Origin of the sequence: Arthrobacter sp. Rue61a (genome assembly GCF_000294695.2) — a bacterium.
Lineage (GTDB): Bacteria > Actinomycetota > Actinomycetes > Actinomycetales > Micrococcaceae > Arthrobacter > Arthrobacter aurescens_A.
In genome coordinates, this window is record NC_018532.1 from 1 (window position 1) to 23,169 (window position 23,169).

Sequence of the window (23,169 nt, forward strand, 5' to 3'; positions counted from 1 at the left end):
TTGATTGATGGCTAGATTGACTGATAGATTGATAGATTGATAGACTGATGTACTGATGGGCGTAGCCCCATCGGTACCTAGCTAAATGCGGAGGATAGCGATGAGAGTCACGGCCATAGGCAACCGCAAAGGTGGCGTGGGCAAGACTTCAGTTACGCTTGGCCTGGCTACCGGTTTGCGTCTAATCGGTAAGCGAGTGTTGATAATCGACCTCGACCCACAAGCCAATGTAACGGAAGCGCTTGAAGGGGCCGGAGAGTTCGACGTCTTTGATGTGTTGTATGGGGGAGAAGCCGGAACCCTCGGCCAAGCCATCACTCAGACGACATGGCCGGGGATCGATCTGATCCCCAGTTCTGAGTCTCTTGCGCGACTCGAGTCGGAAGCCCTACTGACACCCGAAATGCGACTCAAGACCGCAGCATGGGGCGCAGATGAGCTTGAGCAATACGACCACATCCTCATCGATCTTCCGCCGGCACTGGGACGACTGACACTGAACGGACTGATTTGGGCCGATCGGGTACTTGCGGTTACTGAACCAGCGGCCTTTTCGGTAAAGGGTGTAACAGAGTTCCTCGACACAGTGAAGAAGGTCAGATCGCTTCCGCACCTAAACCCTCAGCTGGAATTTTTGGGCATCATCATCAATAAGACGAGCTCACCTCTCACATCCGAACACTCCTTCCAAATCGGAGAGCTGGAGAGCACGTACGGGCACGAAGTAAGAGAGCCTCATCTTCCGCTGAGGACAGCCATGCAGGACTCCGTCAGCACACGCTCGCCGCTTACTAAGCTCTCCGGTAGGGGAGCCGCAATCATGACTGAAAAATTCGTTGCGCATGCGCGATACCTGGATGAGGTGAACTAGTAATGGCTTTGGAACGTAAGTCGTCAATACGCAAAGCACCAGCTGCCGATGTCGTGGATGCTTTGACTTCCACGGAGAAGCGAACGGCGGCAACGAAACAAGAGGAGGCTCCTCAGGTCGCCACGGTTCACACAGAGTCTGCGCCACCCGCCGACCTCGAACCCCAGCGTCCTGGGCCGGGAAGGCCGAGAGGAAAGCGCCGGATGGAACCCTTCTCATCCAAGATTGAGATAAGCCTTCGCGACGAGTTGGATGCGTACTCGATGAAGTACGGAATCACTATTACGGATCTTCTGGACGAGGCCTTACGGGAGAGGCTCAGGCGCTAATAAATCTATCTGGACATAATTATTGTCTCGAGATCTGAAGTGAAGCTCGTGCCTGCAAACCTGGCGACTGATTTCTGCAGCAGATTATGCTGGGAATCACCGCTTGCGTGAGCTTCGATGCAGAAGGCGCGCCATGGGGAGAGGTCCACGGTAGGCCGTAAGAGGCAGATTCATGCCAAGATGACGCCAGGGGCACAGGACCTGCCTCTGATCCACGAGGCGGCGGACGGGATCGTGCGACACAGATGACTCTGGATGCACCATCCGGCGGTCGGAACTTCGACAACAGTCATGATGCTACGGAAGCCCTTCGCGCATAGGCCGCACGGCAGGGCATACCCGTTGCCTCATGTGCTGGGCAGAGTGTCTCTGAATCCTAATACTTCACGAGACAGCCTTACTCAGCGCTTTCGACATGAGCGGGGCAGTCGTCAAATCTCCAAAAACGGCGGGATTTCACGCGCAGGAAGTGTCTCATTTAGTCGCCTCGCCGTGATGTGTCTCAGCAAAGCTGGGGGAGGGGCTTCCGAGACGGAGCGAGATCTGGGTCCTGAGGAGGCTCGTAAGAGTATCCTTTACTGGACCCCTTCTGCTGGAACGCCATGTACTCCTTGCGTTGCCCCATCGGGAGTTCGTGCGGCGAACGGGGATGAGGGTGGCGTGTTGGAGCACTCTTTGTGTGTCAGATGCCTACCACCCAGCCACGACAGCACGGCTTCGGGCTAGGAGGCGATTACACTCCAGGCCCAATGTCCACCGTCCAGGCCAACGAGCAAACCCACGAGCAGTATCGAGCCGCCAGCAACGAGAGACAGGTCGCCCCAATTCTTAGGGTCTGCAGCTTCTTGGCGAAGTAAGTCGGCTTCTGCTCTTCACGGAGAAAAACATGCCATTCAGTCGCCCACCGTCACAAAGTACGCGAAAGCGCATAGATGAAGAGTCCGAACATCATGCATGTCGCGCCCAAGTGCATTGGTCCGGTCATAGCTTCTCCTCAGTTGTTCTTCGTTGACTAATGCCAGAAAGTTGCCGACGAGCGAGTCACCGTCAATCGGGCGAGAGGACCTTGGGTAAAGCCTGACTGTTAAGGCGGAGGCGCGCAGCGTGTCGAGGAACTCGGGCCGACTCCGGCCGCTGCTAGATTCAGTTCATGGGAGATCTTTGTGAGATTGACGTCGACTACAACTTCTTCGATGACACTCCGGCCGGGAAGGACCCCGACAGCTACAGTCCAACGCTCCGGCGCTACCACCAGCGGCTATGGAGCAAGCCGCTTCCTGACGGGCGGCCGTTCGAGCTTCATGCCGCGCGCGCTCTTTCTCCGTATCTTGTGTATGAGGCGGACGGCACCAGAATTGTGCTCGGGAGCGACACGATTGCGACGCGGCATCGACGGAAACTAAGCCATCTCTACGCGCAGCTTTCAGACGAGGTCAATGACGCGTTTCTGCAACGCTCATACACGATCTGCGGTTTCATGGTCTTTCCGGTCTCTCAGGGGAGTCTCAATCAGAATCGAGGCACCCATCCGCGGATTCAAGATAGGTGGGACTTGACTCTCGAAGCGATTCGACGCTTTTACGAGGGTGGCACGAGTCCCTTGACCACTACTCTGGAGCGTCATGCGGATTTCTTTGAGCTATTCGGCTCCTTCAACGGATACGTCGATCATTTCCTTCTCGGTGACTTCGTTGATGAGCATGGTGCTGTTAGCTTCCTGCTCCCCTTCGACAACTTCGAGTCGCCGGCGCTGCCTTCCGATCTGCCAACCTACGCGCGCTACCGCCTGGACAATTTGGAATTATTTGAGGCACGCCGTCTGCGCATCCTCAGCGAGATCACGCGCCGCTGCGCGCTTGACTAAATACCCAGTCCGGCACTACGAGCATGGCGAGGCTGCGTGGATTAGGGACGCGGTGGCCCGACTCCGCGTTCGTTTTGGAGTCCTGGTGCGAGTTGTTCAACCATTCACTCAAGAGTGCCTTGTTTTCCTTTAGTGAAGCGGCTGAGACCAGATCCTCCCGGGCGAGCCAGCGGGCTTCGTTTCTTGCTACGGCAACCTGGATGGGGTCGGCGGCCCGGGGTCGCGGCAGGGCAACGAGTTCAAACTGCGCGGTCAGTGCCCGTCGGGCGTCGAGGCCCGACCCGGTCGCACTTCATTACCGCTTCGCCTTGCACTGATCACTGGCCGCCACCCATGCATCGGATGCGGCTCGGATCTTGGGCTGGAGTTCTTTCATCTTTTTGCTGGCGGCGTCAAAGCTCGTACGTTTGTCGATCACGCTGGTGTTTAGTTCGATTACATCCGTAACCAGGTCGACGATCTCGTTAGAGTGGTCGATCGCATCGATGCAAACCTGTGGCGCCACTTCTTTGGTCGGGGCACTGCAGGCAGACCCTCCAACCAGCATGGCCACTGTGGCGAGTCCGGCAACTGCCTTCTTCATCATGGCCGCACCGGCTACAACTCGCCTTCTGATCAGGGGTTTCGTGGGCCGTGCAGGAACTGGACTGTGCGCGGTCCGTGTTTCCTTTGCGCATGGAATACTGCCTATGCCCATATCTCCCCCTGATCTGGTTGTGTCTGCTGCCCTTGTCTGAACAATCTAGGAAGCTAGAGGGGAGGGGGGAAGTACGTTTGCCCATCCTCGGGATTTATTGTTTCAATCTTGAGCTGCTACATGACCTAGAGCACACATGTGGAACCCCCCTTTGGCGCCACACTACCTTTAGCTGCGCCCGCAAGCCGGTGGATCACCGTGCCGCTGTAAGTCGATGAGTAGATGCGAGTGCGGGCGGGTCCGAGCGATGTACGTATGACCTGCACGATGAAATGAGCGATGAGGGGCGCCAACAGCAACTGCGAAAGCACGCTTTCAGCGCGAACGCGGCCGACGTTAAAAACGACCATTTCGGACCTTTTTGGTTCAGAACGAGGATTGGGCTCCGCGGCGCTCCCCTTCTAGCCAGACGGGTCGGCGGCCCTCTGGAACACGTAAACCTCGACGTGGTCGCCGTTGAGCACGAATCGGTCGAGACCCTGGTCCTTGTCGGTGTTGGGCGGCCTCCAGTTCGGAAAGCCGGGCCTGAGCCGCCACATCCCCCGCGATGTCGTCATCCCGTCCGTACGCGCGTCGCCGCAGGCGCTCCAACTCGTCCATGTGCTGATTATCCGCCCGGGCATGGCACAGAGAGAGGGTGCCCGGGAACGAGGATGACGTCGCCAAGGCCGGGATCACTTGGCCAATTCACTACGGTTAAAAACGACCGATTCTGACCTAACCAGCACCAGAACCATGGAATAGGGAAAGTAGGCCACTCGGCTACGAGTCCGAACTCGAAGCCGATATCAAAGTTGGTCAGAAGGCGTGGAAGGCATTTTTGATGTCCACTTGGAGAGAGGCCAGATCGGACCTTCTGTCTAGAAAGGGCTTCGCTAAGGCGAGGCGGCAGAGGACGGAGAGGGCTGATCCACGCAGGACGCTCATACCCCTAGCATTTGGAACACTGGCTGGGCTGAATCCGTTGGCGGCCTGTGGTGGTCAGTACGTTCGGTTACTGGTGTCACTCGAGTCGAATTCTCTATTTGCGCCCTGGCCAATGATCTTGGTTATTCGGTCGTTGGAATCGAACGTGACATCAACGGCAACCAGGTCCCCATCGCGGCAGGTCATCTCACCGCTAAGCATGGAACCGGAACCAGGGGAGTACCACTCCGTGGTCAGGCGGCATCCTTTTAGGGCGAACATGACGCCCGAGTAATGGAACCCGACGGTCGGAGAGACAAAGTCCGCCGCTGTGCCATTGCCGCCGCGGGCTAGCGAGTTGACGACTTTACTGGCGGACGCTGCCCGCCTGGAGGTGACCGGTGACATCTGGGGCATGGTCGAGGCCGATTGGTACGCTGCGGTATCTGGCTGTGTTGAGTTGGATGCGCCCTTCCTTGACGCGCATGACGTGAACAACCAGACCCCGATAGCCACGATAACGACGATTCCCAGAACCATTCGCGGCCATTTCGACGGGTCGCGATGTAGAATCCCAGAACTTCTCGACATTATTTTGCCGCTGTCAGCGTTGTAAACGGGAACGTCCCCTAATTGGTTACGAGGAACAGTATTGCCCCAAGAAGTCCCATTCCAGTGCGAAACGTGACGCGGCTTGCTCGCATGCCAGTACCAGCCAGGCTTATTTTCCATTTGTATCTTCCGTCTAAACGTGAGTCACTCTTGCAGGAGTACTCGCCATACGCGCCCAAAATCAGGGTGCCGCTTGATTTACTCCGCCGGAGCAGCGGGGATCTTCATACAGGTGCCGTGTCCGAATTGACGAGGTCGAGATAGCTCGCTGCAATCCCCGACGCCGGGGGGGTAAACGAGAGAATTGCGAGCTCGCTAGGCGACTGGCTGCGTGGGTAGGGTCAACGCCTCCGAGGAACGTTGATGCGAACGTCATCAGCCTGGGCCTCATCCAGCAGCCACCGCTGGTACTTCGGGTGGTCCGGGTATTTTTTACGAAGGTAGTCTCGGACGACCTTACCTGGCCTATGTTCATTGGTGTAGCCGAGCTCTCGAGCGAGTTCGGAGGGTTCGTAGGTAGCCACAACACTGAGTCTAGGTCTTGGACGGTAGCGCAGTGGCGACTTCGGCAAACCGGTTCCCGGGGGCACCTAACCTCAGCCAGTCATTCTTATCAAAGGATCCTTTGGTAAGAACCGCAGGCTGGGCCTAGTTGAGGATTCAGGCACGCGGATTTCCTGCACGTCGCTTGTCCCAACAATGTGTCTCACTAAGGTATTCTCAACATCACTCATATTTGTCCTTTGATAAGACCCGGAGAAGTGATGGCACGCCTTGGATACGCCCGCGTCAGCTTGGCTGACCAAAACACCGATTTGCAGATCCGGGAACTGGAAGCAGCTGGGTGCGAGCGAATCTATAAAGACCAGGGGATCAGTGGGACGCGGTTAAGTCGTCCGGAGCTAGACCGGATGCTGGACCGTCTCGGCCCAGGGGATGAGGTCGTGGTGTGGAAGCTGGACCGGTTGGGACGAAACACTCGCCACCTGCTTGAGCTCTTGGATAATTTCAAGGTGCGAGGCATCAAGTTTCGTTCCCTAAGGGATGGCATCGCCACTGACCCGGCCAGCGAGGTCGGGGGAGCGATGGCCCAGGCGATGGTCACCATCATTTCCGCTTTCGCCCAGCTTGAACGAGACCAGCTTTCCGAGCGCACCAAGGCCGGCATGGCGGCTGCAGCTGCTAACGGACGCAAAGCAGGCCGCCGGGAAATCACTACAGACCACGAGAAGGTCAAGAGGGCACATGAACTGAAAGCTCGAGGTCTCAAGCCGACGGACATCGGAAAGATCATCGGAGCCAGCCGCGCCACCGTCTACCGATACCTCGGCATGGACTCCTGAGCCCCAGAGGTACCCTGTCCCGGAAGTTGCCTTTGTGACTGCTGTCGACAGCAGATGATTTGGGACAACATCTGGGACGGAAATATTACGCGGAGGTCGGGCTGCGGATCGCACAGCCAGTCGCCACCGGATTGCGATCATCCACGGGGGAGCGTCTCGGTTCTAAGCAAATGGAACACCTTGCATCGCTGCAAGAGACCGGGAGTTGGGGTTTCTTGCCAGGGCTAGGCGCGAAGAGTCCCCATGTTTTCCGCCACCTCGGAAAGCCAGTTACCAAGTTAAGGCCGGCGGATGTGCTCATTGACTTGGTTATGTTCTTGCGAGCTGCTCCTTTAGGACCGTGATGACGGTCGGCAGAGCATCTTCATCGAAGCCGTCTGTTCTGAGTTCGAATCTGTGCAGGAAATGATTCTCCCCTCCTTCCGTTTTGCCATCGCGGTGGCGCCTTACTTCTTCGACCTTTAGCAAGCCGAATAATTCCAAGGTTTTGCGGGCTCGTGAGTAGGGATCGCGGCCTATCCCGTAGTGGAGGAGTCTAGTTTCGGCTGGGATACTCACAAAGGGACCGGCCAGGCTACCTTTGCCACAAGCGACCATGAGAAGTACAGCGAGTTCGGAGTCCTCCAATACGTGGACCCAGGAATTCATAATGAACCCGGACGGCAAGGTGGTCAACGGCTCCTTGGAGCCGGGTACTTTGTAGAGTTGTCGCTCCCCGCTGGAACCTCTCTCATCCAAAAGGTCGTAATTTTCGAAGTCGCCCCGCTTGCCCTCGGACCTGGGAAATTGAATGAGTTCTGCGGTCTCCAAGCGCTTAAAGCTTGCCCTAACGGATCGGGCTCTCTTGTCCTTTGCTTCGAGTGTTGTCAGTCCGTGGCCTGCTCGCTCTGCGTCAGTTGCGACCAGATCGGTCCAGCCGGGGCGGTCCGTGTTCGCCACGATGGGCAGCCACTGGGGATGTCCTCCAGCTCTCATGGTCTTTTGAGCAATTGCCAGGGCTGTGAGATAGATCCGGAGCGTTGAACCACGGCTTGATGAAATTTCAGTGCAAGGTGGGCGGAGTTCGCGCGGAGGAACCTTTCGGTCCGAGAAATCCCCTGCGGGCGCTTCTTGCCGGTAAATGAATTCGTGGCGCAGGCGGAATCCATGCATGAGCAGGGGTCCTTTCCCCTGAAGAGAGTCAAGTGTCCCGGCCGAGCGTTTGACCGATGCCCCGTAGTTGCCGCTTAGCCTGGCGAGCCTGGCTTCGTATGCCTGACGGTCCTTGGGCGTGGGAAGGCGGGAAAAATCTAGGTTCACGATGCTCATTTTCAACGCCTTTCTACTTCTAAAATTGAACGTCTAAAGCCGCATGGTAATCTTCTAGACATCTTCTTGATGACTTGTCTCACTTGCGGCTTTACCCGTCAGATCATTCTAGTGGATACACGCCACGATCACCCATACAGTTCTACGTGTTCACCAGTTCGCCTCTACTCAGATATGTGCCACTTATGCCTTCAGAACTTCGCGCCTACCTCGATGAGTCCTCTGCTAACCGCTCAGAGGACTCCCAGGAGTACCTTGTGTGCGCTGCCGTAGTTCCTGATGACTCCGCTGAGGAGCTTCGGGAAAAGTTGCTGGGTTTGCGCCTTAAGGGGCAAATCAAACTGCACTGGACGGATGAAAGTGAAGCGCGCCGAAAGAAGATCGTTGCTGCTGTGAGTGAGCTGACGCCCATGTCCGCGGTCGTGACTCATGTGAGCAGGCGTCAGAACAAGACTGAACGATTCAGGCGGAAGTGCTTGGAAACGATCTACTACGAGCTTGCCTCCATGGGTGTCCAGGAAGTCATCTGCGAAGCGCGGATGCCTGCCCAGAACCAAAAGGACATCGCCCATATTGTGGCGCTCAGGGGGCAGAAAGTTGTCGATCGCGACTTCAGCATCAGTCATTGCCGCGGCGGCGACGATCCGCTTCTGTGGATACCTGACATATTCCTGGGCGCCATCAACGCCAAGCACCTGGGGCAGGACGCCTACTACGAAGCATTGAAGGATCTCCTGATACTTGAGCGTAAGACGCCGGAGTCGGCTTAAATGCGAAAGACCCTAGATCCAGTCGTCCGGCTGGGGTTCAAGGGCCTTCTTCCCAATCCATCGCAATGGTGGGCAGTTATTACGATAGTCGGCCGCTGTTAGGTATGCAAGTGGAGGAGGGTCCGGAGCAGCTGCTTCGGCCGGCTAAGGGAGCTCGGCGCCCCCACACATTGTGAGTGCGGGATTGCCCACCAACGCTGTCCCATTTCTAAGGAAATGGGACACGTCTGAAGCGGACTCCATGCTTGCTGCCGGATCCCGAGACGAGTTGGTTGCGCGTCGGGCGAGGAATGGCTTCTAAGGTGCCGGGTTGCTGAGCGATTGCGAGTCGGGACTGCCGTGGCTTAGGGCTGGTCCATCAGGACCTTGAGGGCGGCTAGGGCCTTCTCGTCGTCTCGCTTGAAGATCACCGTCAGAAGGGGCACTGCGAACCTGGCCAGGCCGCCCACTTGGAAATCTACCTTGCTGGTGAGCCGACACGTGTCGGAGCCGGTGGGCTCTACCCGATAGGAAGCGACACCGGTCATCTTGCCCGATGGGACCTCAAAGGCGACGAAGCGGCCAGGCTCGTAGGCGATGAAGCGGTTGCGGGCGACGACTTTCATCCCCGCGAATCGCCGCGTCAACTCATGTTCAGTGCCAACACGGAGAGGACCCGGCGTGATGCGCCTAATTTCGTCGATGCCGCTCTGCCATCGGGGCGCGTTCGTGTGGTCTGCAACGAAGTCGAAGACCTTTGAGGCCGGAGCCTGCAGCTCGGTGCGCATCTCCAGCTGGAGCCGTCTCATGAGGCGTCCTTTCCAAGGCGCGGACGCGCGCCATGGGGTGCAAGTCCGGTTGATTGCAACGGGACGAGCGAATCCGCGGCTGGTGCCACAGCCCTGTGTGGGATCGACGAGGCGAGGGCTAGGACAGTCACGAACGACGCGGCCAGGACGGCAACCCACGCGCCGCGGGGCTCCGTAAGAGCGAGTGCAGGGCCGCCGATTCCGGGCCCGGCCAGAGCGAGGGCGGCAAGGAGGGCTGCGCTGGTGATGCCACAGGCCAGCCTGCTCCAAAGCGGTCCCCGGCGCGATACAGCGTAGCCTCCACCGACTGCCATCAGAGCCACTGCGATTGCTCCTCCGCCAAGGCCCTGAGTTAGAAGGGCAGGAACCGCGCCGGGGAGGAGCATTGGAGCTATGGCAAACGCCAATGGTGCCAGAGCCAGCCAGCGCCAATGCTGTCGTCCGCCGGTCCGTCGGAGGGCTTCCGCCCAGCCTAGGAGTCCGCCGGCAACGGCACCGGGAAAGATGAGTGCGCCGAATGTTCCCCACCAATCGAAAGTGGATGTCGGACCGGCGAGCTCCACCATGTATCCGCGGAAGCCGGTGGCCCAGGCAATCCCGCAGGTCGTGCCCAGTGCGGTGAGAGTCACCGCTTGTCTGCCAAGGAAATGGCTGTTCATGATGGCCTCGTTAGCTACGGTGCCAGAGAGGGCGAGAAAGGATGTTGGGTCGACTGCCGGTGAGGACGGTCTGGGGTTCTGCGTTTTCACGACACGGCTCTAATCTTGAAGCAAACTAGAGTGCTGCTCTAGTGAGATACTCTAAATATGGACCCGGACACACTGCACGTCAAGAGCACCCGCAGGCAGAAATCGGAAGCCACCCGGCGCAAGATCATAACGGCGGCGCACCAGGAATTTATCGCCCGAGGATTCCACGGGGCCACCATGGCCGGCATTGCCGCCCGTGCCGGAGTAGCTTCGCAAACCGTGTACTTCGTCTTCCACACCAAACCCGAGCTCATCAGTGCCGTAATTGACTCCGCCGTCCTGGGCGAAGATGATCCCCGCCCGCCGCAGGCCCAACCGTGGTGGGCAGCGATGATGCAGGAACCCGACGCTGCTGAGGCATTGCGGATCTTCATTCGTGGAGCAGGCCCCCTATTTGCGCGCGCGTCGGCTATCTCGGAAGTTCTTCGCGCAGCCGCCCTGACCGATAACGAGGTGCGCCGAACGCACCAACACCATGAAAACCTTCGCAGGGACGGGTTCGGGCAGGTCTTGGAGATACTGGCGGAAAAGGGGCCGCTCCGTGCCGATCGGCCCATCGGTCAGCTCACCGAGGCGTTCATGACTGTCTACGGTGACAGCACGTACCACCAGCTCGCTGTTGAGCGCGGCTGGAGCCACGACCAGATCATGGCATGGCTCTGCGACGTCCTTCCAGATATGTTGCTCACTTAAAAGAGTCCCCACCTACCCCTGCCGCCCTCCCAGCGAACTACAAGCTTAGTGTGGACATAATGCGATCGGAGCTTCGGTCAACCGCTATTTGACCGGGGCTTCGCCAATTCGGGGACCAAGCAACTAATGCCAGGGTCTGCTGCTGTCGCTACCCCGTGGAGCCGTCCCATGACTGGCCAAACAGGGGCGCGCGACTGTGCGACAAGCGGGCTACCTGCCCATATCACTGTGGCAAGGCGCTCTGGGCCCGGTACTCCTGAAGGTGTCTTCAGGGGCAATCTAGATGTGGTTGAGTTCTGGTATGGGCCTTGAGCTGACGAGTGAACTTCTTGATTCGTGGACGCTGGTTGATGACGATGTGGCATTGATGGCGCGGAAGTCAGGAGCGACTCGGGCGGGGTTTGCTGTGTTACTGAAGTTTTTTCAGCAACATGCCAGATTTCCGGTTGGGCCTTCTGACCTTCCGCTGGGAGCTTTGAACTATGTTACGGCACAGATTTCTGTTCCCATCGATGCGCTGGCTCCTTACTGGGATGGGCGCTCAATCAAATACCACCGGGCCGAGATCAGGTCCCATTTTGGATTCCGTGAGTTCACTTCCGCTGATGAGGCCGCGCTGGCTGGGTGGTTGGCGGAGAGGGTTTGCCCGTCGGAGGGTCGTGAGCCTGCGCTTGTGGAGGCTTTGCTGTCACGGTGCCGTCAGGAGCGGATTGAGCCGCCGGGACGTGCGGGCAGGATTGTTGGCGCTGGCCGGGCGTTGTTTGAGCAGCGCCTGTGTGCTGATGTCCTCAAGGTTCTGGGGCCGGACGGTGCGGCTGGGCTGAAGGCTCTGATCGCTGATAGTGCAGCCGGTTCTCTGTTGTCGGTGCTGAAGGCCGATCCGGGCCCTGCTGGTTTGGAATCGTTGCTGGCAGAGGTGGAGAAGCTTTCAGCAGCCCAGGCTCTTGATTTACCGGCTGGTCTGTTTGCCGGGGTGTCAGAGAAGGTCGTGAGTGTCTGGCGGGCGAGGGCGGCCCGGATGTATCCATCGGATTTTCAGGACGCGCCGGCGCCGGTGCGGTTGACGCTGTTGGCGGCGTTGTGTCATCAACGGACGGCGGAGATCGCTGACAGCCTGGTCGATTTGCTGCTCGTGCTGGTGTTGAAGATCAATACCGGCGCGGTGAGGAAGGTCGAGAAGGAACTCACCGAGGATCTGCAAAGGGTGCGCGGGAAGACGGCTTTGCTGTTCACACTGGCCGAGACGGCCGTCGCATGCCCGGATGAGACGGTCCGGGAGGCCGTGTTCCCGGTGGTGAGCGAGAAAACCCTGCGGCAACTGGTCCAGGAGGCAAAGGCCAACGAGAGCGTGTTCCAGGGCAAGGTGCGGACCGTGTTGCGGGGTTCGTACTCGAATCATTACCGGCGGATGTTGCCGGCACTGCTGTCCGTGCTGCGGTTCCGGTGCCATAACACGGCGTTCCGGCCCATCATGGATGCCATCGCGTTGCTGGAACGGTACGCGGATGCTGGAAGTAGGAGCCAGTTCTTCGCGCCCGGAGATGTAGTCCCGGTTGCGGGTGTGGTGCCCAGGTCCTGGGAGGGCGCTGTCCGGGACGAGAAGGGCAGGATTGAGCGGATCCCTTACGAGCTTTGCCTGCTCGTGTCCTTACGGGACGCATTGCGCCGTCGTGAGGTTTTCGTTGACGGGGCCGGGAAATGGCGGGACCCGGAAGAGGACCTTCCCCAGGACTTCGACGCTTCCCGTGAGCTCCACTACGAGGCCTTGCGTAAGCCGCTGGACCCGGCCAGGTTCATTTTTGATCTTCAGTCCAGAATGAGGAGGTCACTGGAGCAGCTGGATAACGGGCTGCTGGCCGATACCACCGGCGGGGTGAAGATCACCAGACGCCGAGGGGCGCCGTGGATAAGGGTACCCAAGCTGGCGAAGCTCGAAGAGCCAACGAATCTGGGCAAACTCAAGGACGAGGTCCTGGCACGGTGGGGCACCCTGGACTTGCTTGAAGTCCTCAAGGAAGCGGACTTCCTGACCGGGTTCACCCAGGAATTCGTTTCCGTGGCCTCCCGTGAGGTCCTGGACCGTGAGACCCTTCGCAGGCGTTTGTTGCTCTGCCTGTTCGGACTCGGTACGAACATGGGCATCAAAGCCGTCACTGATGCCGGCGGCCATGGAGAGAACGAACGGGAGCTACGCCACGTCCGCCGGACATTCATTACGAAGGACAATCTGCGCCAGGCGATCGTGAAGGTCGTCAACGCAACGTTCGAGGCCAGGAACCCTGACTGGTGGGGTGAAGGGAATGCCTGTGCGTCGGATTCGAAGAAGTTCGGCTCCTGGGAATCGAACCTGATGACCGAATGGCACAACCGCTACGGCGGTCCCGGAGTGATGATCTACTGGCACGTGGAGAAGAAATCGACCTGCATCTACTCGCAGTTGAAGAACTGCTCCTCCTCCGAGGTTGCGGCGATGATCGAAGGAGTCCTGCGCCATGACACCGAGGCGGAGATCGAAGCGAACTACGTCGATACTCACGGCGCCTCGATTGTCGGGTTCGCGTTCACCGAACTTCTGGGGTTCAAGCTGTTGCCGAGGTTGAAGAACATCGGGTCGATCCGCCTCTACCGGGCCGGCAATGAAGAAGCCTACGGGGAAATCAACCCTGTGCTGTCCAGACCGATCAATTGGGAGATCATCGCCCAGCAATACGACCAGATGGTCAAATATGCCACGGCCCTCAAGCTCGGCACGGCCGAGTCAGAGACAATTCTGCGCCGCTTCACCAGGGGCGGGCCGAAACACCCCACCTACCAGGCTCTGGAGGAACTGGGCAGGGCCGTGCGGACGATCTTCGCCGCCGACTACCTCGCCAGCGAAGACCTGCGACGCGAAATCAATTCCGGACTGCAGGTGGTGGAGAACTGGAACAGCGGCAACGACGTCGTCTTCTATGGGAAGAACCGGGATCTTACGGGCCCGGACCGTGAAACGACCGAGGTGTCCATGCTCGCCCTGCACCTGCTCCAATCCTCCCTGGTCCTGGTCAACACCCTGCTGTTGCAAACCGTGCTCGAGGTCCCGGAGTTCAACGAACTGCTCGAACCCGAAGACCGCAGGGGTCTCACCCCGTTGTTCTGGACCCATATCAACCCCTACGGACGATTCACCCTCGACATGACGACCCACCTGGACCTGGGCCGGATATCTGCGGAACCGGATGAGAGTACGCGCGGTAACAACCGCTTGGCCCAAGCTGCTGCTTTGTAATGGAAAGGACCCCTATGGCCACGAATGAGAGATCCACACCAAGAGCCAAAGGCAAGCTTTTGCGCGCGCGAGTCCACATCGTCGGTAGTAAGCCGAAGATCTGGCGGCTTTTCGAAGTCGATTCCAGCCTCTACCTGGACGAATTCCACGACGTCCTGCAGGTGATCATGGGCTGGGAAAACTCCCACCTGCATTCCTTTACCGAACGCAATCCGAACACTCCGGGCCGCGGACGCACACAGGCCCGGTCTTGGGCGCCGGTCTATGTCAGGGCAGAAGATGATGAGGGCTGGTACCTGCCCGAAGAAACAGCCCGGCTAGGGAAAGTCCTCAACGAAGGCTCAACCCCGCTGTTCTACGAATACGACTTCGGCGACGGCTGGCTCCACCGCATCGACTGGATCGAAACCATCAGGAAAACCAGCGACGACGTCCATGCCCGGGTGATCCGTGGTAAGCGGCGCTGCCCCCTGGAGGACTCCGGCGGAATCGGCGGCTACGAAGACCTCATCGCCACTCTGGCCGACCCTCATGCCGTCGATGAATCAGACCGCGAACACGTCCAGGGGCTGCACGAATGGGCCCAAGGAACCGCGCAACGATCCGGCGGAGAGGAAACCTTCGACCCCGCACACTTCAACGCGGACAAAGTCAATGAAGAACTCCGCCAACTCTTCACACCCGAAGGAAGCTAATCAAGTGTCTGGTTGGGGTCTACGGGACTATCTCATTTACGCTGTATCCGGCATTGAACAAGAGGCTCTGAACCGGCAGGAGTACCCCTGCCGGTAGACTTAAGGGTCTGAACAATCCGCACGGAAGGGAGGAAAATGTTGTGAGCTCACCATCTCGTGGACTCTTCAGCGCGTTCTTCCTTCGTGCAGGCTTCCTGATGGCGGCCCTGGCCATCATCGCCGGAATGTTCGGAATGCACATCATGGCCGGGGCACAGCACACCAGCGCCACGCACAGCATGCCCACAGCAGCCGCCGGGCCATCGCTGGAATCGCAGAGTATGCCGGCCGGTCACTCCAATGCACCGGGAGAATCCGCGGACGGCGCTGCAGTTGGCGCAGCGGCACCTGGCTCGTCTTCGTCCTGCGGCCCTGACGGGTCCTGCCCCGAGATGTCCGCCGGCGGCAACGCCTGCGTGCTGTCCCCGGGAAGCACATCGCTCACTGCCCCTGCCCCGGAAACAGCACCCTATGCCTTACCGGACTTCGGTGCGGCGGCCGCGGCCGGTACCCGCTATTCCTACTCACCGGCCAGCCCCTCTCCCGGTGACCTCTGTATCAGCCGGACGTAAGCCAGCACGACGCGCCGTGTCCTTACCGGCGCAGCTTCAAGCTACATCGGCACGCATAAAACAGGCCGCCCCCGCTTAGGGGACCGTCATGGCGTGCAATCCCAAGGCGCTACACGCCGCTGATACCTTTGAGGACCCTGATTTCCATGATGAAGATGAAAAAGACCCTGACCGTTTCCGCTGCCGCGATCGCAGCAGCAATCGCCCTCGCCGGCTGCGCCGCCGCCACAGAAACCGGAAGCCCGGCGACCAGCAGCATGCCCGGCATGAACCAAGGCAACTCGGCAATGCCATCGGGTTCAGCGCCGGCAACCTCGGCCGCAGCTTCGGCTGAGTTCAACGACGCGGACACCATGTTCGCCCAGATGATGATCCCGCACCACACGCAGGCCGTGACGATGAGCGAGACCATGCTCAAGAAAGACGGCATTCCCGCACCCGTGACGGACCTGGCCACCAAGATCAAGGACGCGCAGGGACCGGAAATCGAGAAGATGACCGGCTGGCTTGAAAGCTGGGGACAGCCCACCGCGATGCCCACCAACATGCCTTCCAGTCACAGCATGTCCGGGATGATGGGCGAGGAGGACATGGCAAAACTCGAGGCCGCACAGGGCACCGAGGCCGCCAAACTCTTCCTCACCCAGATGATCGCCCACCATGAAGGCGCCGTCATGATGGCAAAGACCGAAAGCACCGACGGCAAGAACGCCGACGCGGTCAAGCTCAGCAAGGACATCGTCGCAGCGCAGGAAGCCGAAATCCAGGAAATGAAGGACCTGCTGGCAGGTTTCTGACTCCCGCTGATCAGCATCCGGGCACCGTGGCCCTCCGGGGCCGCGGTGCCTGCCCCATCTCCTCCCCGACATCTGGAGTTTCCATGCCCTTCCCAATCCCCAACCGTTCATTCACCGCAGCCCTGACGGCCGGTGTCCTCGTCCTGGCCCTGGCCGCCTGCACCCCGCCCAACGCCCCGTCGACCGGAGCATCCCCTGCGGCAACAAGCGGGCTGCCCGGCACCCACATCCACGGACTGACCGTCAGCGGCGACAGCAGCCAGGTGCTGATGGCCACCCACGACGGCCTGTTCGACGTCACCAAGGAACCGGCCATGAAGATCGGTGCCACCAACGACCTGATGGGCTTCACCCCCGGCAAGGACCAGGGCAGCTTCTACGCCTCCGGCCACCCCGGCCCGGGATCAGACCTGCCCGAGCCTCTCGGGCTGATGAAATCCAGCGACGGCGGCAAGACCTGGGAACCGCTCTCCCGGCAGGGCGAATCGGACTTCCACGCCCTCACCACAACCAGATCCGGAATCATCGCCTACGATGCGGAACTGCGAACCAGCCCCGACGGGAAGACCTGGAAAACAGTCGCCGCCGGTTTCGCCCCCGCCGCCCTGGCCGGGCACCCCGACAGCGACACCGTGCTGGCCACCACCCAGGAAGGAGTGCAGCGCTCGACCGACGGCGGCAACACCTGGACCCTGCAGAAGCAGGCCCCGGTCATCCAGTTCGCCACGTTTCCCCGCCCCACCGAAGCCGTGGGCGTTGAACCGGACGGCACCGTGCACTATTCCTCCGACGCCGACGCCGGCGCGACGTGGACACGGAAAGGACGGATCGACGGACAGGTGCAGGCCATAGCCGCCGCCAAGGGCGCCGACGGAAACCTCTCGGTCTGGGCAGCCACCGCCGAGGGAGTCCTCGTCTCCACTGACGGCGGGGCCACCGCCGAGGGAGTCCTCGTCTCCACTGACGGCGGGGCCACCTTCAGGTCCGCCAACGCATCCTGACTCCTGACATCGGGGATGGGCGGAGGCCACGGAGGGGCAGACACGTGGCCTCCACCGGTCTAGGGTAGGGCCGGAGGGCCGGTAACAGCCGGCCACCCGTCACCGATGACAGGAGCAGGATGATGGCCCACCACATCAGTGCAGTGATCGGCGCGCATCCCAAGGGGGCGGGCAGCCTGCACAAGGAGAAGCTGGCAGAATGCATCGCTGCCTGCTTCGAGTGTGCCCAGACCTGTACGGCCTGCGCCGATGCGTGTCTGGGTGAAGACATGGTCGCCGACCTCGCGGTGTGCATCCGCACCAACCTGGACTGCGCCGACATCTGCGCCGCCACCGGCAACATCCTCACCCGGCTGACCGGCGCCAACACCGAGCTGACCCGGGAGGCGCTTCAGGCCTGCCGGACCGCCTGCGCCGTGTGTGCCGAGGAATGCGAACGCCATGCCGGGATGCACGAGCACTGCAGGATCTGCGCGGAAGCCTGCCGCCGCTGCGAAAACGCCTGCGCAGCCCTGCTCGAGTCGATGGTCTGAAACCCCCTAGCCCGGACGCCTCTGCACATTCAACCACCCAAATGGCTTCGTATTAGGCGGTCGTCGGCTCCGGACTCAGCCCGGCCATGGTGACTGTGACGAGCCGCAGGACCGCGTCCGCGCTGCTCAGCCCGGCCGCTGCGCTCATGGCATGCAGACAGTATCCGGCGAGCTCGTCGGCAGCGACGTCAGTGCGGAAGATCCCTGCGCCGGACCCCTCGGCCAGCATCTCGGCCAGGAAGGCCTGGAGGTGCTGCTGGGCCCGGCCACGTGTGAACCGTGGTGCAGCCGGGCGTCCTGGTCGCCGCCATGTTTGGAGTGCCTGATCAGCCCAGAGGCTTTCAGGACGGACTCATTATCCGGTCCGGGCCGCCTGGGGTGCTGTCCCTGACCTGGGCCACGTGATCCAGGTGGGCTTGGACCTGGCGTTCGTGCCAGACATCCAGAACCGCCTCCACGTCCGGGAAATACTTGTACAGCGTGGCCCGCCGGACCTGCAGCGCGACGCGCTCCTGGCCGCCGGGACCGGCGCGGATTCCCTTTACGAGGACAGGGCCTCCGGGAAGAAGGGGTGGCCGCCCCCTATTGGCCGCCTGCCTCAAGGCCCTCCGGCTTGGGGACACCCTGGTCGTCTGGAAGCTCGTTTGCGGGATCTTTGCCGCCCTCTCGGAATTTGAACGCGAACTCATCTCCGAACGCACCATCGTCGGACTGGCATCCGCCCGCGTCCGCGCCGTGACGGCGGACGCCCCTACAACATGACCCCCGCTGCTTGCCCGGTCGTACCGCCCTCGAAGTGCCTGAAGTGCAGGCATCGATATGAGCACGACGGCCGTGAACCCAACAGCGGCAGTGGTGTGCAGACCAAGGTGAAGGCAGGACCGCCATCAGCAGCACCATGTGGTCCTCACGGCACGTGGTGGCGATTCCCTTTGCCGTCCGTTTCGTCGTGCTTCCCAGGATCGTGCCCGTTTGCGAGAGTATCGAAGCCATCAATGGAACCGGCGCTTTGAGCCGTTGATGCGGACCGCGGACGGGATCTGAGGACCAGGAAGACAGCGAGGCCGGCAAGAAAGAGCAGAGCGGAAACCCAGGTGTTCACGCGCAGGCCCAGAATGGTGTTGGCGTAGTCGGAGCGCATCAGTTCGAAGACAAAACGGCCGGCGGTGTACAGGACGACGTAGAGGGCGAATACTGAGCCGGCCCCGAGCTTGTACCTGCGGTCCAGGAACACCAGCAGCGCTGCGGCAGCCAGGCACCACAGTGACTCGTAAAGGAACATCGGCTGGTAGTATCCCAGGATCTCCGGTGTTCCGTCGGCGGTGACCACGGCCTGGCCGGTGGCCGGGTTCATGGTGTGGATCTGGAGTTTCCAGGGCAGGTTTGTCGGCTCGCCGTAGAGTTCGTTGTTGAACCAGTTGCCCCACCGGCCCATCGCCTGGGCCAGGAGCAGGCCGGGTGCGGCGGCGTCGGCGAATGTTGCCAGGCGCACGCCGGTGCGCCGTGCCCCAATAGCGGCGCCGGCCAGACCGAGGGCGACGGCGCCCCAGATTCCGAGACCACCCTCCCAGATCCGGAAAGCGCCCCACGGGTCTTTGCCGGGCCCGAAGTACAGCTGGTTGTCTGTGATGACGTGATAAAGCCTGCCGCCGACGATGCCGAATGGAACAGCCCACATGATGATGTCCATGGCCTGCGCCGTCGTGCCGCCCCGAGCCCGGAAGCGGCGGGCTGTCAGCCAGGCGCCTATGACGATGCCTGCCAGGATGCAGAGGGCATAGAAACGTATCGTCAGCGGCCCGACTTGGACGGCGCTGAGCGTCGGCGACGGAATAAAGAAGCCGGGCAGTACTGAAGGTTGCATGGGAATCTGTCCCTTATTAAGGAGAAGAGGGCCATCACGCCCTTCTTGATCGTAATCGCAAAGGCAGCGGATGCTTGATCGGTACACGTTGATCCGTGTTGCCGGGGCGGGTGTCCCCGGCTTACTGCAGGCATCATTGGGAGGATTCCGGCGGGAGAATCTGCAACGCGCCCCTCCCTGGCCAGGCTCGATGGATCCCGTGGATGTTGTAACCTCTGCCTGAATTCGCGCGGCGCTGCTTCCTTAGATGGCGGGTTTGTGGTCCCTGCCACGCATCCGGACGGCGACGATGATGCCGGATGCTGCCGTGAGGGCGCCGACGACGGCGATGGCCGCGGGGACGCCGTAGGCGTCGGCGAGGAGTCCGGAGAGCAGGGCGCCGATGGCGAATCCGCCGTCGCGCCAGAGCCTGTAGATGCCGACGGAGCGTGCGCGCCATGCGGGGTGGGCGACGTCGCCGATGGCGGCCAGCAGGGTGGGGTAGACCATGGCGGTGCCGGCCCCGAGAAGGATGGCCGCGGCGAGCCAGGTTCCGAAGCCGTTTCCGATAGCAACTATGGCCAGGGCTGCGGCCTGGACGAGCATGCCTCCGGCGATCAGCGGTTTGCGCCCGTATCTGTCGGACAGGGCACCGGTGACGAGTTGCCCTGCTCCCCAGACTGCCGGGTAGACGGCGGCGAGGATGCCGATGCGTTCGATGCTCAGCCCTGCGGCGGCGAAGAGGACGGGGAACAGTCCCCAGGCCAGGCCGTCGTTGAGGTTGTTCACCATCCCGGCTTGGCTGACCGAGGATAACGATTTGTCGCGGAAGCTGGTCAGGGTGAAGATTTGCCTGTTGCTCAGCCCCGCGTGGGTTCCGGCGTGAGCGGCTCTGTGTGTGGCTGCTTCGGTTTTGGCATGCTGGTGCGTTTCGCGGATGGTCAGGATGGAGAGTCCGAGGCCGACGGCGATGAAGGCTGCGCCGAGGAGGAAGGGGCCGGGGCGCAGCCCGTAGGTTGAGGCGATGTAGCCGGTGGTCAAGGCGGTGCCGGCGACCCCGAGATACCCGGCGGCCTCGTTGAGGCCCATCGCCAGTCCCCGGCGTTCGGGGCCCACTAGGTCCATCTTCATCATGACGGTGGTGGACCAGGTCAGGCCCTGGCTGACGCCAAGGACAACGTTGGCGGCGACAATCCAGCTCCAGGACGGGCCGAAGATCAGCATCAGGGGAACGGGCAGCGCGATCAGCCAGCCGGCCACGAGGACGGGCTTGCGGCCGTAGCGGTCCGAGAGGGTGCCGGCGAAGTAGTTGGTGGCGGCTTTGGCCAGCCCGAACGCGAGGATGTAGGTCAGCGCGGACGTGTACTGATCAAGGTGGAAGACCTGCCCGGCGAGCAGCGGCAGCACGGTGCGTTCCTGGCCGAGGGTTCCGCCGACGAGGGCGTTGACGGCGACGAGGAGCATGAACTGGGCCAGGTTCTGCCGCAGACCCAGTCTGAAGCTGTCTGTTGTCCTGTGCTGGTGGCGGGAGGGGGTGTTGCCTGAGATCATTGCGCTCCGTTGTGGAGGGACGGCTATCGGCGGCGGTTCGGTTTTCCGGGCCGCCGCCGATTATGGGTGGAACTGTTTTCGGCGCTGCCGGGTCAGCCGGCGGAGGCCATAGAGCGCTGGAAGGTGTCCCAGGCGGCGTAGCTGCCGTCGAGTTCCACGACGTCGTAGCCGGCGCGGCGCAGGGCGCTGGCTGCCACGGAGCTCCGGACGCCGCTTTGGCAGTAGGTCACGATGGGGCCTTCGGCCGGGAGCTCGTCGAGGTGCCACATGACGCGGCCGCCGCTGAGCTGGTGTGATCCCGGGATGTGTCCGGCGGTGTGCTCAGAGCGGTTGCGGACATCGAGCACCATTGCAGCGTCAAAGCCGGCCAGTTCCGCCGGCTGCATCACGCGCGGGGTGAACGTGGGCAAGCCCTCGAAGCCGGTGACGTACCCGGCGACGTTGTCGATACCGACCCGGACCAGGTGGTCCCACATTTTTTGGGCCTGTTCCTGACCGGAGGCGAGCAGAACCAGCGGGTTCTTGTCGGATTCGGGGTTCACAACCCAGGCCCCGTAGCTGGCCACGGACTTGCCCACGGGGATGTTCACGGAACCGGTGACCGTGCCCCCGTGGACTTCGGTGTTGGGACGCGTGTCAACGAAGGTCACTTTGTCCTCGGCGAGGTCCTTGGTGACGGCGGTGGGGTCCAGCTCCTGCAGCGGGGCGCGTTCGCCCATGATCGTCGGACCAACCCGGTTTTCGCGCTTCATCCGCCCGAAGTAGGCGTGGGCATCGGGCTGGCCGTCGAGGAGCTCGTCGATGAAACCCTGCTCGTCGTTGGCAGCCAGGTAGGGACCCCACCACGCGTACAGCCGCTCGTAGCCGACAGTGGAGGAGGGGATGGCGCCCAGGGCCTTGCCGCAGGCGCTGCCTGCGCCGTGGGCCGGGTGGACCTGGACGTAGTCGGGCAGGGTGAGGAACTTATCGCGCAGGCTCGCGAAGAGCTGCTTGGCGCCCTCGAAGCGGGTGTCGAGGCCGCCGGCTGCTTCGTCCAGCAGGTCCGGACGTCCCAGGTCGCCGGAGAAGACGAAATCACCGGAGAGCAGGTAACCGGGCCGGTCGCTGAACGCGCCGTCGGTCACCAGGAAGGACAGGTGCTCGGGAGTGTGTCCGGGGGTGTGCAGGGCCCGGATGCTGATATTGCCGATGGTGATCGTGTCGCCGTCGTAGAGACGTTCGCCGTCGAATTCGTACTGCCAGTCGGGCCCGCCTTCGCCGGAGACATAGATCTTCGCTCCGGTCGCGGCAGCGAGCTCGCGGGTGCCGGAGAGGTAGTCAGCGTGGATGTGGGTCTCGGTGACGGCCACGATCTTCATGCCGTTCTTCTCGGCGAGATCCTGGTAGACAGCGATGTCGCGGCGGCCGTCAACCACCACCGCGGTTCCGTTCGCCTGGCAGCCGATCAGGTAGCTGGCCTGGGCGAGGTCTTCGTCGTAAATACGCTCAATAAGCATCTGGTGCTCTCCTTCGTGAACTGGTGTGGAGGGGAACCCGTCCCCGTCGTTCTGAAAATAATACTAATACCCCAGGGGGTATATCGCAAGCGGGTGCGGGCCGTGCTGCCTGGGTTCAGGTGACGCCCCTGCGGTGAGTGAGGAGCCGGGTCAGAAGTGACGCAGGTAAGCGCCGGCGTCCGGGCCGGAGGTGCTCCGTCGGCAGGGGTGCGTAGGTAACAGGGTGGCCGTTGCGGTACCACTCGGTGATTCCGCCGTGGCGACGTTCACTGCGCCGTAACCGCGTCCCGAGAGAATCGTGGTGGCCTGGCTGCTGCGCTTGCCGGAGCTGCAGAGGAGATGCAGGGTTATGGCGGGGAGGTCGTTGAGACGGACAGACAGTTCATCCAGCGGGATGTTCCGGCTCCCGGGGACGTGGGCGGTGGCGTATTCCTCACGGCACGG

Annotated in this window: 22 protein-coding genes and 1 pseudogene; 13 read left to right on the forward strand and 10 right to left on the reverse strand. The window is 61.3% G+C overall.

All coding sequences use genetic code 11. The annotated features are described in order from the left end of the window. Window positions 1–100: 100 nt before the first annotated feature. The 3 genes from ARUE_RS21715 (at window position 101) to ARUE_RS21725 (ending at window position 3,064) form a co-directional block, all read left to right on the forward strand. Window positions 101–871 (forward strand): ParA family protein, encoded by a 771-nt coding sequence (locus ARUE_RS21715; protein ID WP_014923347.1) that lies wholly within the window; start codon window positions 101–103, stop codon window positions 869–871. Window positions 872–1,074: 203 nt separating this feature from the next. Next, a complete protein-coding gene (locus ARUE_RS24855; RefSeq protein ID WP_286140402.1) occupies window positions 1,075–1,200 on the forward strand; it encodes a ribbon-helix-helix domain-containing protein in 126 nt (41 codons plus the stop codon). 1,150 nt (window positions 1,201–2,350) lie between these two features. Next, window positions 2,351–3,064 (forward strand): DUF6994 family protein, encoded by a 714-nt coding sequence (locus tag ARUE_RS21725; protein ID WP_014923350.1) that lies wholly within the window; start codon window positions 2,351–2,353, stop codon window positions 3,062–3,064. Between the two features lie 295 nt (window positions 3,065–3,359). On the opposite strand, the gene ARUE_RS21730 is transcribed toward ARUE_RS21725, so the two are convergent. Together ARUE_RS21730 and ARUE_RS24275 are read right to left on the reverse strand one after the other, a co-directional pair. Further along, the gene (locus tag ARUE_RS21730; protein ID WP_014923351.1) at window positions 3,360–3,650 is read right to left on the reverse strand and encodes a hypothetical protein; all 291 of its coding nucleotides are present in this window, start codon (window positions 3,648–3,650) and stop codon (window positions 3,360–3,362) included. Between the two features lie 1,970 nt (window positions 3,651–5,620). Then, entirely contained in the window at window positions 5,621–5,803 is a 183-nt protein-coding gene (locus ARUE_RS24275; protein ID WP_162486260.1) for a hypothetical protein, read from the reverse strand. 240 nt (window positions 5,804–6,043) lie between these two features. Here ARUE_RS24275 and ARUE_RS21740 point away from each other — a divergent pair, with 240 nt between their 5' ends. After that, complete coding sequence (locus ARUE_RS21740) at window positions 6,044–6,622, forward strand: recombinase family protein (protein ID WP_043471830.1); 579 nt, start codon at window positions 6,044–6,046, stop codon at window positions 6,620–6,622. Window positions 6,623–6,931: 309 nt separating this feature from the next. Here ARUE_RS21740 and ARUE_RS21745 read toward each other — a convergent pair whose 3' ends face one another. After that, a complete protein-coding gene (locus tag ARUE_RS21745) occupies window positions 6,932–7,930 on the reverse strand; it encodes a hypothetical protein (RefSeq protein WP_014923355.1) in 999 nt (332 codons plus the stop codon). A 185-nt stretch (window positions 7,931–8,115) separates the two neighbouring features. Between ARUE_RS21745 and ARUE_RS21750 the strand changes: the two genes are divergently transcribed. Next, complete coding sequence (locus tag ARUE_RS21750) at window positions 8,116–8,700, forward strand: hypothetical protein (protein ID WP_014923356.1); 585 nt, start codon at window positions 8,116–8,118, stop codon at window positions 8,698–8,700. Between the two features lie 344 nt (window positions 8,701–9,044). On the opposite strand, the gene ARUE_RS21755 is transcribed toward ARUE_RS21750, so the two are convergent. Together ARUE_RS21755 and ARUE_RS21760 are read right to left on the reverse strand one after the other, a co-directional pair. Beyond that, window positions 9,045–9,488 (reverse strand): SRPBCC family protein, encoded by a 444-nt coding sequence (locus tag ARUE_RS21755; RefSeq protein WP_051025137.1) that lies wholly within the window; start codon window positions 9,486–9,488, stop codon window positions 9,045–9,047. Further along, window positions 9,485–10,147: a membrane protein gene (locus tag ARUE_RS21760; protein ID WP_014923358.1), complete on the reverse strand. Its 663-nt coding sequence runs from the start codon at window positions 10,145–10,147 to the stop codon at window positions 9,485–9,487. Before ARUE_RS21760 ends, ARUE_RS21755 begins: the two co-directional genes overlap by 4 nt. A gap of 147 nt (window positions 10,148–10,294) precedes the next feature. Here ARUE_RS21760 and ARUE_RS21765 point away from each other — a divergent pair, with 147 nt between their 5' ends. The 7 genes from ARUE_RS21765 (at window position 10,295) to ARUE_RS21795 (ending at window position 17,835) form a co-directional block, all read left to right on the forward strand. Further along, on the forward strand, window positions 10,295–10,930 hold the full coding sequence (locus ARUE_RS21765; RefSeq protein ID WP_014923359.1) for a TetR/AcrR family transcriptional regulator: 636 nt from the start codon (window positions 10,295–10,297) through the stop codon (window positions 10,928–10,930). Window positions 10,931–11,231: 301 nt separating this feature from the next. Next, entirely contained in the window at window positions 11,232–14,198 is a 2,967-nt protein-coding gene (locus tag ARUE_RS21770; RefSeq protein WP_014923360.1) for a Tn3 family transposase, read from the forward strand. A gap of 14 nt (window positions 14,199–14,212) precedes the next feature. After that, window positions 14,213–14,893 carry a plasmid pRiA4b ORF-3 family protein gene (locus ARUE_RS21775; protein ID WP_014923361.1) on the forward strand — a complete coding sequence of 227 codons (681 nt, stop codon included), beginning with the start codon at window positions 14,213–14,215 and terminating at the stop codon, window positions 14,891–14,893. Between the two features lie 140 nt (window positions 14,894–15,033). After that, window positions 15,034–15,504 (forward strand): hypothetical protein, encoded by a 471-nt coding sequence (locus tag ARUE_RS21780; protein WP_014923362.1) that lies wholly within the window; start codon window positions 15,034–15,036, stop codon window positions 15,502–15,504. Between the two features lie 155 nt (window positions 15,505–15,659). Beyond that, entirely contained in the window at window positions 15,660–16,301 is a 642-nt protein-coding gene (locus ARUE_RS21785; RefSeq protein ID WP_051025147.1) for a DUF305 domain-containing protein, read from the forward strand. 83 nt (window positions 16,302–16,384) lie between these two features. Continuing rightward, complete coding sequence (locus ARUE_RS21790) at window positions 16,385–17,302, forward strand: F510_1955 family glycosylhydrolase (RefSeq protein ID WP_014923364.1); 918 nt, start codon at window positions 16,385–16,387, stop codon at window positions 17,300–17,302. 122 nt (window positions 17,303–17,424) lie between these two features. Further along, complete coding sequence (locus ARUE_RS21795) at window positions 17,425–17,835, forward strand: four-helix bundle copper-binding protein (RefSeq protein ID WP_043471953.1); 411 nt, start codon at window positions 17,425–17,427, stop codon at window positions 17,833–17,835. A 52-nt stretch (window positions 17,836–17,887) separates the two neighbouring features. Here ARUE_RS21795 and ARUE_RS24280 read toward each other — a convergent pair whose 3' ends face one another. Next, entirely contained in the window at window positions 17,888–18,064 is a 177-nt protein-coding gene (locus ARUE_RS24280; RefSeq protein WP_014923366.1) for a hypothetical protein, read from the reverse strand. A gap of 211 nt (window positions 18,065–18,275) precedes the next feature. Between ARUE_RS24280 and ARUE_RS23875 the strand changes: the two are divergent. Continuing rightward, window positions 18,276–18,605 (forward strand): annotated as a pseudogene (locus ARUE_RS23875) (recombinase family protein); the annotation flags it as partial. Between the two features lie 137 nt (window positions 18,606–18,742). Here ARUE_RS23875 and lgt read toward each other — a convergent pair. The 4 genes from lgt to ARUE_RS25045 all read right to left on the reverse strand — a co-directional run bounded on the left by lgt (window position 18,743) and on the right by ARUE_RS25045 (window position 23,121). Next, window positions 18,743–19,699: a prolipoprotein diacylglyceryl transferase gene (lgt, locus tag ARUE_RS21810; protein WP_014923368.1), complete on the reverse strand. Its 957-nt coding sequence runs from the start codon at window positions 19,697–19,699 to the stop codon at window positions 18,743–18,745. A gap of 243 nt (window positions 19,700–19,942) precedes the next feature. Then, a complete protein-coding gene (locus ARUE_RS21815; protein WP_014923369.1) occupies window positions 19,943–21,229 on the reverse strand; it encodes an MFS transporter in 1,287 nt (428 codons plus the stop codon). A 92-nt stretch (window positions 21,230–21,321) separates the two neighbouring features. Next, window positions 21,322–22,725: a rhodanese-like domain-containing protein gene (locus tag ARUE_RS21820; RefSeq protein ID WP_014923370.1), complete on the reverse strand. Its 1,404-nt coding sequence runs from the start codon at window positions 22,723–22,725 to the stop codon at window positions 21,322–21,324. 150 nt (window positions 22,726–22,875) lie between these two features. After that, complete coding sequence (locus tag ARUE_RS25045) at window positions 22,876–23,121, reverse strand: rhodanese-like domain-containing protein (protein ID WP_353580119.1); 246 nt, start codon at window positions 23,119–23,121, stop codon at window positions 22,876–22,878. Window positions 23,122–23,169: the final 48 nt, after the last annotated feature.